The sequence below is a fragment of the Algoriphagus confluentis genome (assembly GCF_036245625.1).
Taxonomy (GTDB): Bacteria; Bacteroidota; Bacteroidia; order Cytophagales; family Cyclobacteriaceae; genus Algoriphagus; species Algoriphagus confluentis.
Genome location: NZ_BTPD01000004.1, coordinates 24986 through 39062, shown reverse-complemented (window position 1 = coordinate 39062; position 14077 = coordinate 24986). Strand labels below are relative to the sequence as shown.

At 46.0% G+C, this 14077-nt stretch carries 10 protein-coding genes; 5 read left to right on the top strand and 5 right to left on the bottom strand.

The annotated features are described in order from the left end of the window. Positions 1 to 14: 14 nt before the first annotated feature. Positions 15 to 905 (bottom strand): ATP-binding protein, encoded by an 891-nt coding sequence (locus tag AAA943_RS06625; protein ID WP_338223446.1) that lies wholly within the window; start codon positions 903 to 905, stop codon positions 15 to 17. A 3-nt stretch (positions 906 to 908) separates the two neighbouring features. After that, positions 909 to 2636, bottom strand: coding sequence for an alpha/beta hydrolase-fold protein (locus tag AAA943_RS06620; RefSeq protein WP_338223445.1), 1728 nt, complete (start codon positions 2634 to 2636; stop codon positions 909 to 911). A gap of 170 nt (positions 2637 to 2806) precedes the next feature. On the opposite strand from AAA943_RS06620, the gene AAA943_RS06615 reads away from it, so the two are divergent. The 5 genes from AAA943_RS06615 (at position 2807) to AAA943_RS06595 (ending at position 11156) form a co-directional block, all read left to right on the top strand. Further along, positions 2807 to 4057: a dipeptidase gene (locus AAA943_RS06615; RefSeq protein WP_338223444.1), complete on the top strand. Its 1251-nt coding sequence runs from the start codon at positions 2807 to 2809 to the stop codon at positions 4055 to 4057. Positions 4058 to 4287: 230 nt separating this feature from the next. Then, complete coding sequence (clpB, locus tag AAA943_RS06610; protein ID WP_338223443.1) at positions 4288 to 6912, top strand: ATP-dependent chaperone ClpB; 2625 nt, start codon at positions 4288 to 4290, stop codon at positions 6910 to 6912. A 316-nt stretch (positions 6913 to 7228) separates the two neighbouring features. Further along, on the top strand, positions 7229 to 10345 hold the full coding sequence (locus AAA943_RS06605) for a WD40/YVTN/BNR-like repeat-containing protein (protein ID WP_338223442.1): 3117 nt from the start codon (positions 7229 to 7231) through the stop codon (positions 10343 to 10345). Positions 10346 to 10407: 62 nt separating this feature from the next. Beyond that, complete coding sequence (locus tag AAA943_RS06600; RefSeq protein ID WP_274669345.1) at positions 10408 to 10590, top strand: CPXCG motif-containing cysteine-rich protein; 183 nt, start codon at positions 10408 to 10410, stop codon at positions 10588 to 10590. After that, positions 10590 to 11156, top strand: coding sequence for a pyridoxamine 5'-phosphate oxidase family protein (locus AAA943_RS06595; protein ID WP_338223441.1), 567 nt, complete (start codon positions 10590 to 10592; stop codon positions 11154 to 11156). Before AAA943_RS06600 ends, AAA943_RS06595 begins: the two co-directional genes overlap by 1 nt. A 14-nt stretch (positions 11157 to 11170) precedes the next feature. Here the strand turns inward: AAA943_RS06595 and AAA943_RS06590 are convergent, their stop codons facing one another. From AAA943_RS06590 to AAA943_RS06580, 3 genes are read right to left on the bottom strand one after another with little or no spacing between them, the layout of a single operon-like run. After that, positions 11171 to 11590 (bottom strand): type II toxin-antitoxin system VapC family toxin, encoded by a 420-nt coding sequence (locus AAA943_RS06590; protein ID WP_338223440.1) that lies wholly within the window; start codon positions 11588 to 11590, stop codon positions 11171 to 11173. After that, complete coding sequence (locus AAA943_RS06585) at positions 11587 to 11832, bottom strand: DUF6364 family protein (protein ID WP_338223439.1); 246 nt, start codon at positions 11830 to 11832, stop codon at positions 11587 to 11589. The genes AAA943_RS06590 and AAA943_RS06585 overlap by 4 nt, the downstream gene beginning before the upstream one ends. 54 nt (positions 11833 to 11886) lie before the next feature. Then, a complete protein-coding gene (locus AAA943_RS06580; RefSeq protein ID WP_338223756.1) occupies positions 11887 to 14067 on the bottom strand; it encodes a DUF5916 domain-containing protein in 2181 nt (726 codons plus the stop codon). Positions 14068 to 14077: the final 10 nt, after the last annotated feature.

Below are 14077 nucleotides of genomic sequence, written 5' to 3'. Positions count from 1 at the left end.
TATTGAATTTTGGCTTAGTAATCGAGCTTGTAGGCCGCTACTTTATTTTTGAAGAAGGTAGGCACGTATACCACCTTTTCGGCTGGGTTATATCCGATATCTGCGGTATTGGACTCTGCGGCTTTGGTGTCAAGCATATTGGTCTCTCCGTCTGCTGAGGCAAACCAAATTTCTCCCTGCCATCTAGAAGCTACAAAATTGCCGTCTCCCAAAATAATCAAGCCATCTCCGCCGGTTACCGTAGAGTTCACAATCGTAGTGGTGCCATCAGCATTCCATTTTTTCAGTCCAGAGGCATCCAATCCATAAATGGTCCCGTCATTGGCTACTGCTATCCCGTTTATTGAGGAATTTCCTTCGGAAATAGTGGAGATACTACCTTCTGCATAGGTATGGACCTTACCCGTATTCATGTCCGTAAAGTAAACGGTTCCGTTGTGGGCAGCCACGTCGTTAAGAAACTGCGCTCCCTCAACTTTCCATTTGTTTGAAATTGTAGCGGAAGCAATATCGATTTCTACAAATTCATCGATGTCGGTTACGTAAAGTTTTCCCTCAGAAATAGCCATGCCTTTTGGGGCATTCAATCCCGTCACCCAAGCAGGGTTGAGGATTTCTCCAGCCGTAGAAACGATCGCTATCGAACCTTTGCCGTCTTTTTCCAAGGGATCCATTCCTCCGATAGTGGACACATACAGGTTGCCGCTTGATGGGTCAAAAAGGACCGATTCATTGGTGATCAGTTCTGCGGGAGTTTCCCAAAGGAGAGTAAGGCTTGGTGTTTTCATAGCTGTGCTTTCCTCGGTAGCCATTTCTTCGGAGCTTTCTGTTTTGGGAGAAGAGCATTGAGCAAACAATAAGATGGCGCTTGCTAAAAGAATTCCTGATTTAAATTTGGTTTTCATTGTTTAGTTTTTGGTTAGTGTCCAGTTGTTTTGATTAAAAGAAGGTGGGGCTGTTTGCTGAAGTCGTTCGGCAATTTTATCCAAATACATGGTATTGTACCGAAGTCTGGTGATGTAGTTGGGTAGATTGGGATCTCCGTTCCAGCAATGCTCAGCCCGATCACCATAAGCAACCTCTCCAGCGTAAAAAGGGTTCTCGGTTTTTTCTAAAAATTCTTCGGTAAGGTACACTGCATTGTTGAGATAGTAATTGTCCATATCCCCGCAATAAATCCTGATTTTTCCTTCCAGTTTGGGTCCAAGCGTAGCCCAATCTCTCTCCATGATGTACCTCAGATCGAAGTTTTCTCTCCAATATGCTGCTACCTCTGAGTCGATCTCTCCGGTGTATTTATCCCAGATTGGCTTGGGATACCCATCTTCTCCTACAGGGGAGTAGACCGCCTGCCAAATGTCAAACTGATCTCCGGACCGGCTTTTTTCTCCTCCCAATGCCAGCTCTCGGTGGTTCATATCTATGACCATGGCATTGACATGCCCCAGGTAATTCCGGTGTCCTGGACGTGGGGTCTTTCTGAAATTTCCCTCTTTGAAATAGGCATTTTTGTCCTCATAGAGGTTGATGGATGTGTAGGCTCTGAAATCAATCGGGTCTGGACATGCGGCAAAGCACCCATTATATTCATCCGGATAAAAAACCTGCACAGCCAATGCCTCCCAGCCGCCCGTAGATCCTCCATAAAGAAACCGGGCCCATCCTTCTCCGATTCCCCGAAACTCCTTCTCGATATAAGGAATGAGCTCGTAGGTGATTGCATCGCCATAGGGACCCAAATTGGCCGAATTCACGGCATAGCTGTCATCGTAGTATGGGTTGGCATGCTGGATTTCGATCACTAGGAATCGCTTGAAGTCGGGAGAAATCCATTGCTGGTAGAAATCATAAGCCTCTTGCTGTTGCATTTTCTCATACCCATAAATGCCGAATCTCGCGCTGTAGTCATCCTCTCCCAAGTTGGGATCTGGTGGGCTTGTACGGAATCCTCCAAAGTCAGATGGGAAGTGCCCGTGATAAATCATCAGGGGATAATACTGATTTGGATTTTCTTCAAATCCTTCAGGAAGCAAGACATGGGCACCCAAATACATATCCCTCCCCCAAAATTCAGACAATTTCTCTGATTTGATTTTGATATGCTTGATGTATGGGGTGTCTTCCGGTTCGGTGACTGAAGGGATGATCTGGTCCAAGGTCAGGGAAAGCTCAGCTCCTTTTTCCCAAGTGATTTTTTTGGGAGTGGAGTAGATATTTTTTGGAGCTCGGGCCCATTGCCTGCCTTCCCCTTGATCCATGGGTAGCTTGACCACATGGCCGTCTGATCGGGTAAAGGTCTCGTATTTCTGGATGAAAGCCTGAACGGTGTATTCTCCCTCTGGAATATCTGCCAAGCTTTCGATTGGGTATCCAAAGCTCTCAGGGTCAAAAACCAAGGATTCCCCCGCCTGATAGTTTTCAAAGTCCATCCCAAAAACCTGATTTGTCCCCACATTGTCACTGATTCCGAATCTCGGTTCAGCTTCATGGTTGGTAGAAAAAATTAGAAGTAACCGACCGTCTTTCAGGTCCTCCTGGAGAGATTCTTCTATAAAAACAGAGACTGGGGAGTCGGTTGAGGGCTGACAAGCTCCCAAAAGTAAGTGTAGCAGAAAAAGGCCAAGTAAATTTTTCATGATCGGTGGGTTGGTGGAAAGGAAATTTACACAAAATCTATCGTTTGTTCTGATCCCTTGCTCTAGCATCAATAGGTACTCAAAGAAAATTCTGTTTTATTAGCCATTTATGGATATTTTGACGACCGACTTCAGAATACTTCTAGTTTTAGCTTTGAAAAAACCACCATATGAAAAAATACCTTAGCCTAATTGCTCTAGCGGGAATGATCTTTTCCTGCGAAACCAAAAGTCCTCAAATCGATTACACCCAACTCTCCGATGCAGAGCGTTTGGAAATTGCCAAAGAAATCGCCCAATCCACCATCATGGTGGATGGACATGTGGATTTGCCCTATCGGATGAAAGTGGGGGGATTTACACTTCAGAGGGAGATTTTGGACGTGTCAGTCCGTACTCCAGATGGAAATTTTGACTATCCCCGCTCCAAAGAGGGGGGATTGGATGCCCCTTTTATGTCTATCTATATTCCAGCTGGAAATCAGGCTATTTCCGGAGCATCCAAGGCATTAGCCGATTCCCTGATTTTGATGACCGAACGATTGGCGGCTACTTTCCCGGATAAGTTTGCCATGGCATATAGCCCGGCAGATATTGAAGCCAATTTTGCCAAAGGGCTGATTTCTCTACCCATGGGAATGGAGAACGGTGCTGGCATCGAGGATGACTTGGCCAATGTGGAATACTTTCACAAAAGAGGAATTCGCTACATCACTTTGACTCATGGGAAGGATAATCTGATCGGTGATGCTAGCTATGATTCTACGGGTACTCACGGAGGACTGAGTGAATTTGGGGAAAAAGTAGTGGCTGAAATGAATCGTGTAGGAATTATGGTGGACTTGAGCCATGTTTCGGATAATACCTTTCGGGACGCCTTGGCCATCACCCAAGTTCCGGTGATCGCATCCCACTCCTCTGTCAGGAAGTTCACTCCGGGTTTTGAGCGAAACATGAGCGACGAACTGATTCAGGCCATGGCCAAAAACGGTGGAGTGATGATGATCAATTTTGGAGGAAGCTTTATCGATTCTGCCTATGCTGCCGGATCAGCCAAGGTTCGGGAGCATTTGGTGAATTATATGGCCGAAAACAACCTTAGCCGGTCCGATTCTTCTTTCAGAGCCTATGCTGAAGCTTATGCAGCAGCCAATAATCCCTTCCCAACGGTACAGCGGGTAGCCGACCATATCGACCATGTGGTTGATTTGGTAGGAATTGATTACGTCGGCTTGGGTTCTGATTTCGATGGGGTGGGGGATTCCTTGCCGACCGGATTAAAGGATGTATCCATGTTCCCCAACCTAATTGCAGAATTGCTGAAAAGAGGCTATTCCAAGGAGGACATAGAGAAGATCTGCTATAAAAATATTTTCAGGGTTTGGAAAGCGGTAGAGGATTTCGCTGCCAGCCAAGGCTGATTGTAAAATTAGATGCTCAGATAGCTCCTGATTCCTTCGAGTCGGGAGCTTTTTTGTTCAAAAGAAGTCCAAAAAAATATTTCGTTTTCATTTGATTTTCTGTCAAAATTTCCTCATCAAGGCATTTTACCTCTCTTTTGCAGACATTTTGGCTGAAAAAATAGATTGGAGGTGGTTTTGTTATTGGGAGTGGTATAGAAAAGATCAAGCAACTAAACCACTAGCAATACATGGATTTTAAGCAATTCACGATTAAGTCTCAAGAGGCAATCCAAAAAGCTGCGGAGTTGGCGATGGCATCGGGGCAACCCAACATCGAACCAGCGCATTTGCTTAAAGGGGTGTTTTCTGAGGATGAAAATGTCACCGATTTTGTGTTCAAAAAACTTGGTGTCAATAAGCAACTACTCACGCAAAAGCTCGAGGAGCAATTGAGTAAACTTCCCAAAGTCAGTGGAGCCAATCAGCAGCCCTATCTATCCGGGCCGGCTAATCAGGCTTTGACCAAAGCCAAAGATTACCTCAAGACTTTCGGGGACGAATTTGTCGCCATAGAGCACTTGCTCTTGGGGATTTTGGCAGGAAACGAAGCTACTTCCCAGCTTTTGAAAGATCAGGGATTGGCTGAAAAGTCCCTCATCGAAGCTATCAAAGAACTTAGAAAAGGCAATAAAGTGACCGATCCCAATGCAGAAAGCAAATACAGGGCTTTAGAGAAGTACTCCAAAAACCTGAACGAATTGGCCAAAAAGGGTAAAATCGACCCGGTCATCGGCCGAGATGAAGAAATCAGACGGGTGCTGCAGATCCTGGCAAGACGCACCAAAAACAACCCTATTCTCCTCGGAGAACCCGGTGTGGGTAAGACAGCGATCGTCGAGGGACTGGCACAGCGAATCGTCTCCGGTGACGTGCCGGAAAATCTGAAAAGTAAATCCCTGATCTCTCTGGACATGGGCTTGCTGGTCGCAGGCGCTAAATATAAGGGAGAATTTGAGGAGCGACTTAAGGCGGTGATCAAGGAAGTGACGGATTCGGATGGAGAGATCATTCTCTTTATCGATGAGATCCATACTTTGATCGGTGCAGGAGGTGGAGGAGAAGGGGCCATGGATGCAGCCAACTTGCTCAAGCCAGCTTTGGCACGTGGTGAACTCCATGCCATCGGTGCGACTACGCTAAAGGAGTACCAAAAATACATCGAGAAGGACAAAGCATTGGAGCGAAGATTCCAAGCCGTGATCGTGGATGAACCGGATGCAGCAGACGCCATTTCCATCCTTCGAGGCATCAAGGATAAGTATGAACTTCACCATGGGGTTCGAATCAAAGACGATGCGGTCATTGCGGCTGTTGAGCTTTCGCAGCGATACATTTCAGATCGATTCTTGCCCGATAAAGCCATCGACTTGATGGATGAGGCAGCTGCTAAACTGAGAATGGAGATCGATTCTTTGCCTCAAGAGCTGGACGAACTCAACCGGAGAATTATGCAACTGGAAATCGAGCGAGAAGCAATTCGACGGGAAAATAATAAGGATAAGGAGGTGGTTTTGAGTAAAGAAATCGCAGAATTGTCCGAAAAGAGACAGTCCGTAAAAGCCAAATGGGAAAGCGAGAAAGCCGTGATCATGGGCATTCAGCGTGAAAAAGAGGCCATCGAAAAACTGAAATTGGAAGCGGAACAAGCCGAGCGTGCAGGGGATTTTGGAAAAGTAGCTGAGATCCGTTACGGCAAAATCGTCGAGGCTGAGAAAAAGCTCGAATCCTTCAAAAGCCAATTGGCAGAAATGCAGGCTGGTTCCCCCCTTCTCAAAGAAGAAGTGGATCAGGAAGACATCGCCTCTGTCGTATCCAAATGGACCGGAATTCCGGTTTCGAAAATGATCCAATCCGAGCGGGAAAAGCTACTTCATTTGGAAGATGAGCTTGGAAAAAGAGTTGCCGGTCAGCGGGAAGCCATTGCAGCCTTGTCCGATGCGGTTCGCAGAAGTCGTGCAGGTTTGCAGGATCCAAAGCGTCCGATTGGGAGTTTTATCTTTATGGGTACTACCGGGGTCGGAAAGACCGAATTGGCGAAAGCCTTGGCGGAATACCTTTTCAATGACGAAAATGCAATGGTGCGTATCGATATGTCGGAGTACCAAGAACGACATGCAGTCAGCCGATTGGTGGGAGCACCTCCGGGATACGTTGGTTATGATGAAGGAGGCCAATTAACAGAAGCCGTAAGGAGAAAGCCTTACTCCGTCATCTTGCTGGATGAGATCGAAAAAGCCCATCCGGATGTCTTTAACGTTCTCCTACAAGTACTGGATGATGGCCGTTTGACCGACAATAAGGGTCGTATCGCCAATTTCAAGAATACGATTATCATTCTGACCACGAATATCGGTTCGCATCTGATTCAGGAGCGATTTGCTGAGATGGAGGAGTGGAACAAAGAGGAAATTCTTGAAAAAACCAAAACAGAAGTCTTCGATTTGCTTAAGAAGACAGTACGACCGGAATTCCTCAACCGAATCGATGAAACGATTATGTTTGAGCCGCTCAACAAGCAGATCATTCGTAAAATCGTCGACATCCAATGGAGAGAAATCCAAAAGCGGCTTTCTGAATCCAACATTGAGATAGAGGCAACCAAAGAAGTTTTGGATTATCTTGGGGAAGTAGGATTTGATTCACAGTTTGGTGCGAGACCTTTGAAAAGGACCATGCAGCGTTTGATTTTAAATGAGCTTTCCAAGCAGATTTTGGCAGGCTACATCAAGAATGACTCAGCGGTCTTGGTGGATTTGGATGCTGATAAGCAAGTGTACTTCAAAAATGTAGACGCTGCTGTTGAGGTGGAGTAAATCCATTTTACTGATCATTTTAAACCCCCGATCTCGTATTGAGGTCGGGGGTTGTTTTTATCCCCCAATCCAAGCCATTTCATTTCCCGAATGAATCAATTCAAACCTTGCTTCATGATAGAATTTTGGCCAAGAAGCGGGAGATTTTTGAGGTTCTAGCATTTAACTGACTGAATTCACGTTAATTCCGTCAGTAAGGTGACGGAATTCATGTAAACTCCGTCAATTGTCTATTTCTTTTCTCTTGACTTTACTTTTTATCCCAACTTTTCCCAGCCTTTTGTAAATTACTGCTTACCACCAAACCCAAACAATCATGCGATTTAAATTCATCCCCATTTTGCTGGGATTGCTTTTGCTTTTTTCACCCGAAAGTGTCTTTTCACAGAAATCCAAAAAGAAAAACGAGACTGCTCCGGCAGCAACTTTTGACACCGCTCTTTACAATGCCATGGAGTTTCGTCTCGTGGGGCCATTCAGAGGAGGTAGAGCCACCGCAGTAGCAGGTGTAGTTCAGGAACCCTTGACTTTTTATCAAGGTTCGGTCGGGGGGGTCTGGAAGACCACCGATGCCGGTGAAAGCTGGTTTAATGTCTCCGATGGTTTTTTCGGAACCGCTTCTGTCGGTGCGATTACCGTAGCAGAGTCAGATCCGAATGTAGTCTATGTAGGGATGGGAGAAGCTCCCGTTCGGGGAGTGATGACATCTCATGGAGATGGAGTCTACAAATCAGTGGATGGAGGAAAAACCTGGAAGCACATGGGGCTTTCCGAAATCCGACAAATCTCCAAAATTGTGGTTCATCCAAGCAATCCGGATCTGGTTATCGTCGGCGGACAGGGAAGTCCCTACGGTGCAACCGATGCCCGGGGAATCTACCGCTCTGAGGATGGAGGGGAAACTTGGAAGAAGGTCCATTATGTGGACGAAAACTCGGGAGTTTCCGACCTCAGCATGGACATGACCAATCCACGAATGATCTATGCCGCTTACTGGGATCATCGCCGCTTCCCTTGGAAAGTCCAAAGTGGAGGTCCGGGTTCGGGAATCTACAAGTCTTCGGATATGGGGAAAACTTGGACCAAGCTGAGCGAAGGTCTTCCTAAAGGAGTGATGGGGAAAATCGGGATTTCAGTTTCCCGTGCCAATAACAATATCGTCTGGGCAATTATCGAAGCAGAAGACGGAGGCCTATATCGATCCGATGATGCAGGAAAAACCTGGAAATTGGTCAATGAAGACCGATTGCTTCGCGCACGCTCTTGGTATTACATGCATATTTTGGCTCATCCTACCGAGCCTGAGACAGTCTACATCATGAATGCGCCTTTGGTGGAGTCCAAGGATGGGGGTAAGACTTTTGTAAATCTGCAAACCCAACACGGAGATAATCATGCGCTTTGGATCAACCCTATGCATCCCCAATACATGGTCAATGCCAATGATGGAGGAGGAAATGTCACCATCGATGGTGGAAAAAATTGGTCTCGTCAGGACAATCAGCCCACCGCTCAATTCTACCGCGTGAATGTGGATAAGCAATTCCCTTATCGCATTTATGGAGGTCAGCAGGACAATTCTTCCGTATCCATTGCTTCCCGCGCCAATGGTTCAGGAATTGGTTGGGAGGAGTTTTATCCTGTGGGTGGTTGTGAATCGGCTTACTCTGCTTTCGATCCGGAAAACCCTATTTTTATCTATTCGGGTTGCTATCAAGGGATTATTACTGAGTGGAATGCAAAGACCAAGCAGGAAAAGGACGTGATGGCCTATCCTTACCAGGGCTTGGCTTCCAAGCCAGCCGAAGTCAAGTATCGCTTCAACTGGAATGCACCCATCATCGCTTCCAAGCATGATCCTTCGGTGATTTACCATGCTGGAAATGTGATCTTGAAGACGACCAACCGTGGCTTAAGCTGGGAGGAAGTTTATCCGGATCTGACTAAAAATGATCCAGCCCATTTGGAATATGGCGGAGGACCGATTACCAATGAGGGAGCCGGTGGAGAGGTTTTCCACACGATTATGTATTTGGCAGAATCTCCTCATACTCCAGAGGTCTTGTATGCTGGTGCGGATGATGGTTTGCTTCATGTCACCCAAGATGGAGGCCAAAGCTGGTCCAATATCACCATCCCCAATACTCCGGAAGGCATGGTCAATCAGATCGAGGTATCTCCTCATGATCCAGCGACCGTTTATGTGGCCTTTACCAGTTACAAATACAATGACTTCACCCCTCATATTTTCAAATCGACCGATTACGGCGCCACATGGACCCGCTTGGTGAATGGTATTGCGGAGGAAGCTTTTGTTCGAGTGGTGCGGGAAGATCCTAACCAAAAGGACTTGCTTTATGCTGGAACAGAAACTGGTCTCTATGTCTCTTTCAATGGAGGCCAACAATGGGAAAAATTCCAGCAGAATCTGCCGGTAGTGCCCATCAATGACCTGATGATTCAGGATAATGATATGATTATCGCCACTTCCGGAAGGGCATTTTGGGTGATGGATGATTTGAATCCGCTGTATGAACTGAAAGCTGCCGCAGACGCTGACTTCTACGTTTACGAACCTGAGGCTGCGATTCGTGATTTTGCTTTCCGTGGAAATGATCCCCAAGTAGGGCAAAATCCTTATCCCGGATTTTCAGTGATGTATTACCTAAAAGAAAATGTGGATTCGGTGCTTTTGGAAGCCGAATTTCAGAATATGAGAGGAAAAGTGCTACGCAAATTCACGACCGATTCGGAAGCCAAAACCGGGAAAATCAAGAAGAGAACTGGTATGAATCGCCTGAACTGGGATTTGAGTTTGGATTCCTTTGAGTCAGTTAAAGGAGTATTTTCTGGAATTGGTTCTTCTGCTCAGCGTGTAATTCCCGGTAAATACAAATTGGTGATGCGCTACGGGGACCAAGAAATCAGCAAGGAAATCGAAGTAAAACCTGATCCAAGATGGACGGTTATGGCGGCTCAATACCAAGAGCAGGATGCTCAGTTGACGAGCCTTCGAGAGGCGATCATGGATACCCGTTCGATGGCTGAAGATTTACGCAGTATTCGAGCACAAATCACTGATTTGAAGATCCGAGTCGATTCAGAAAAGTATGAGGCTTGGCATAATCAGGCCAAAGAAGTGCTGACAGCTATCGATGAAGCTGAGTCAGAATTGATTCAGACTAAGCAGAAGACCTTCCAGGATGTAATCAACTTCCCGAATAAACTGGATGCCGACCTCTTGCATATCTATGGAGCAATCAATGAAGGTGAACCTCCGATCACCGAGGGCCAAAAGCAACGAGTCAAAGATCTTATGGATGTTTATGAAAAAGTCAAAGGGCAAGTCGAAGGGGTAATGGCTTCTACCCAAGCCTTAGAAAAGTCCATGATCGACCAAAAAATTCCGATTTTAGGGCCGAAGAAGGACTAAGATTAAGGCCTGGATCACAATTCCAGGCCTTAACTTTTTCCATCCTCACAGGTTTTTACATCATGCACGAACACTACTTCCAATGTCCCCATTGCTTTCAGGAGATTTCTATGTTGCTTGATCCCTCGGTTTCCAGGCAGGAGTACATTGAGGATTGCGAAGTTTGCTGCAATCCCATAGAGCTTCAGGTGGAGTTTGAAGAGGGAGAATTGGTTTATTTTGAAGCTAACTCGATCGAGCAATAATGCTTTTTCAGGAAACAGATACTTTGGAAGAAATCTGGCAAGCGGTCAAGCACGAATTACATCGCGGGGCTTTGGATGTCAAGCACCCCTTTCATTGGGTGAATTTGGGGACGGTTTCCGGTGATTTTCCCTCAGTTCGAACGGTGGTGCTAAGAAAGGTAAGTGAGGAACTTCACTTTTTTGTCTACACCGATTACCGATCCGAGAAATGTTCGGATTTGAAGTCCAACCCGAATGCGACGCTTCATTTCTACCATCCCAAAAAGCAGGTTCAAATCCGGGTAAAGACTCAAGCTAAGCTTCATTTTCAGGATGACTTGGCTAAAGAAATATGGAAAATAATTCCCGTCCACCGAAGGTCAGAATATACCGGTGCCCAAGCTCCGGGAACACTCATTTCCCTTCCTGAAGATGGCTGGACAGTAAGTAATCCGGAGAATCACTTTTGCTGCGTCTTGGAATTTTCTCCGATGGAAATCGAGGTTTTACAGCTTCGAAGAGAAGGGCACTTTCGGGTGATGTTTTCCAAGGATAAGGATTGGAAAGGGGCTTGGTTGGTTCCTTGATTTTTGGCGTGGTTTTACTTTCCAGAAAGTATTCTCATCAACTCCTGAATTGAAATTGCCGGAATAGAAGAGGATTTAAAATCTTTAAGATTTCGGGTTATGATATAATCCACGTCTCCAATTTGCTCTGCGGTGCTGATTTGTATCGCGTCTTCAAAATCCCTGTGATGAGACTTTAGAGCGGTCAAAAAGCCCTTTACAGTTACATCCGCGATCTGAATCATTTCGGCTAATTCGAGTAAAGTCCCTCTCCACTTTTTGTCCTCTACAAACTTTTTCAAAACATAATGGGTATTGGCCAAAACGTGGGTGGAGGTGAAAAGCTCAATTTTTCCGTCTTCAGCAAGTTGAAAAAGGGATACTGCTTCTTGGGTAAATGGCGTCCGATTAGTCAAAAAATCAATGATAATATTGGTGTCCAAAAAAAGCTTCATCTCAGGTGCTTTTCTTCTAGGCCTTTTCTCAACTCTTCCTCCCAATCAAAGTCAGTAGGAACTTCAATTTTTCCTGAAATACGTTTGATTTTCGCTGAAATTTGCGTGGATGAGGATTTCTCGGTCAGGTTTTCAAAAAATTCTTCCACCAGACTCGAAAGACTTTTTCCGGTTTGGGCGGCATAGATTTTTGCTTTTTCAATGATGTCTTCATCTAAAGAAAGAGTAAGCTTTTTATTCATACGTATAAAATTAATTCTTGTACGTGAATTTTTCAAGCTTAGTCCATTTTTTGATCAGACATTCCACCAATAGGTGAATTTCAGCACGATTGAGCGGTTTTTGGTATAAAATGGTGCGGGTAGATAATTATCCGTGTACACGATAAAAAGATCGGAAGCAGGCTGGAATCTCCACTGGAAGCGGGTATTCAAGTTGATGTTTTTGATCTGCTCATTGTATTGGACAAAGGCTGTGAAGAAGAGCGTGTTGGTCATCGTCACATCTACCCTGGGGCCGACCAACCAAAAATTGGTCGTATTCCAAGGCTCTGGGAGCACGATCCGGTTGTAATTGGTGCTCATGGCGATGCTGACATAGGGCTGGAATCGATAGCCCAGCTCTGTGCTGATATTGTACCGATCCCCATCGGCGTAGTAGCCACCCATCCGAGTGGAAAAGCTGTAAGTGAATAGACTTTGAGGCTTGGAAGCATACTCGGTGCCCCAAGCTCTCCAAGTGTGAATGGTTCCTGCGGGCAGTGTTTCTCCCGAGAAATTGGTTGGGTCAAAAGGCCGTTGCAGCTTTACAAAATCATAACCGGCCCAAAGCATGAATGTACTTTGGCTTCTCCATTTGACATTGTAGGCTGCATAGGTGGTATTATCCGTTTGCTCGCCGGTAGTATTGAAAAAGAAAGTGGTTCCTAAATCAGGTCCATGAGAAAGGATCTTTTCACTTTTGGGAAACCAGCGATAGCCGACCGTCGGGCTGATTTTATAAAAGCCGTTTCTGGGTACAAAGCCCACCTCAGCAGTGTAGTTTTCAGATACATACTCATGCTGCCAGTTCCAGGTTAGGTTTCCTGAAGCATAGCGGAGATTGGCGGCATGGACAAAGCCTTCCTGTGTCCCATCCGGCCCAAAGCTTTTCAGCAGCATAGCTTTTCCAGTCCAGAGATTATTGGAGGAAGCCAAGTTGTATTCCAGTCCTGCATTGCGGTTGAATTGGCTGTAGACTGGATGCTCAGATTCAAGGTCCGGGTTGTAATTCAGGGATTGTTTGTTGATCAGGATGCCGGTGATATTGGAGCGGGCACCGACCTGTCTTTGCAAAGCCAGCACGGTGAAGTTTTGGGAAGGAAGGCCTTCTGAGTCGACGGCTCCCGTTTGCATATTCATGGCACCTATGCGCCAGTCCTTGTTGATCTTTCCACTGAGTCGGGCTCCAAACTGGATGGGCGCATTGAGACCGATTCTTCTGGAGAAAAATGGCCGGATAGTGCTGTAGCCGAAGTTGGCGAAGAGGTCTCCGTTTTCCAGAAAAAACTGCCTTCGTTCGGGGAAAAAGAGCTCAAAACGATCCAGATTGGTCACTTGGCGATCGACTTCTACCTGAGAAAAGTCCGGGTTCACCGTCAAGTCCAGATTCAATGAAGAAGTCAGGGCAATCTTGGCATCCATTCCAAACTCTCTCCGATACTGGGTTTCTCCCTCCGATTCGAAATCTTTGGACACTCCTCCCAACAGGTAAGGGATCACCGAAACATTGGCTCCTGCTTCCGGAGGGGCCTCATCCCAAACCAAAACGCCCGTGTAAGCCAAAGAAGCAGAAGGAAACTGGCGGGGTACAGGTGCCCATCCTGACTTTTCGGTCGCTTTCAGATCCAGTCGGGAAAAGTTGATTCCCCATTCTTTGATACCCTTTTTATACCGGATGGACTTGAAAGGAATTGCCGCTTCAAAAATCCATTTGTCTTCGTAATTGCTGACTTTGGAGGTCCATTTGTTATCCCAGCTCAAATCCACCGATCCTCCGTTGAACATGATTCCATCCCATTGGGCTCCGGCAGCATTTGCCCCGAAGGTGAAGCCGTTGGTCTGATCATCAAATGGGTCCATGAATAGCAGGAAGTTGTCGTTTTTACCAAAAGAGAAATCTCTTCGAAGCGACTCGACCATGTAAGGTCCCTCCAACAGATGATGATTGACCACGATGAGATATAGATTTTGATCATCGTAAGTCATCCGGACGTCCGTCTGCACCTGTGCAAAGCTGGTATCCATCGGTGTGATCATAAAAAAATCAGAGGCCACTTCAGCCTCTTCCCAAGCTTGCTCATCCATCACTCCGTCGATCAAAATTGGAGATGTAGCCCGCTTCATTTGAAGGCGGTAGGCATCATTGATTTTTTGAGCCTGAACGTGACTATTGCAAACTAGAGAAAGGAAGAGAAGTAAAGCGGTAAATCGGAGCATAGCATTTAGC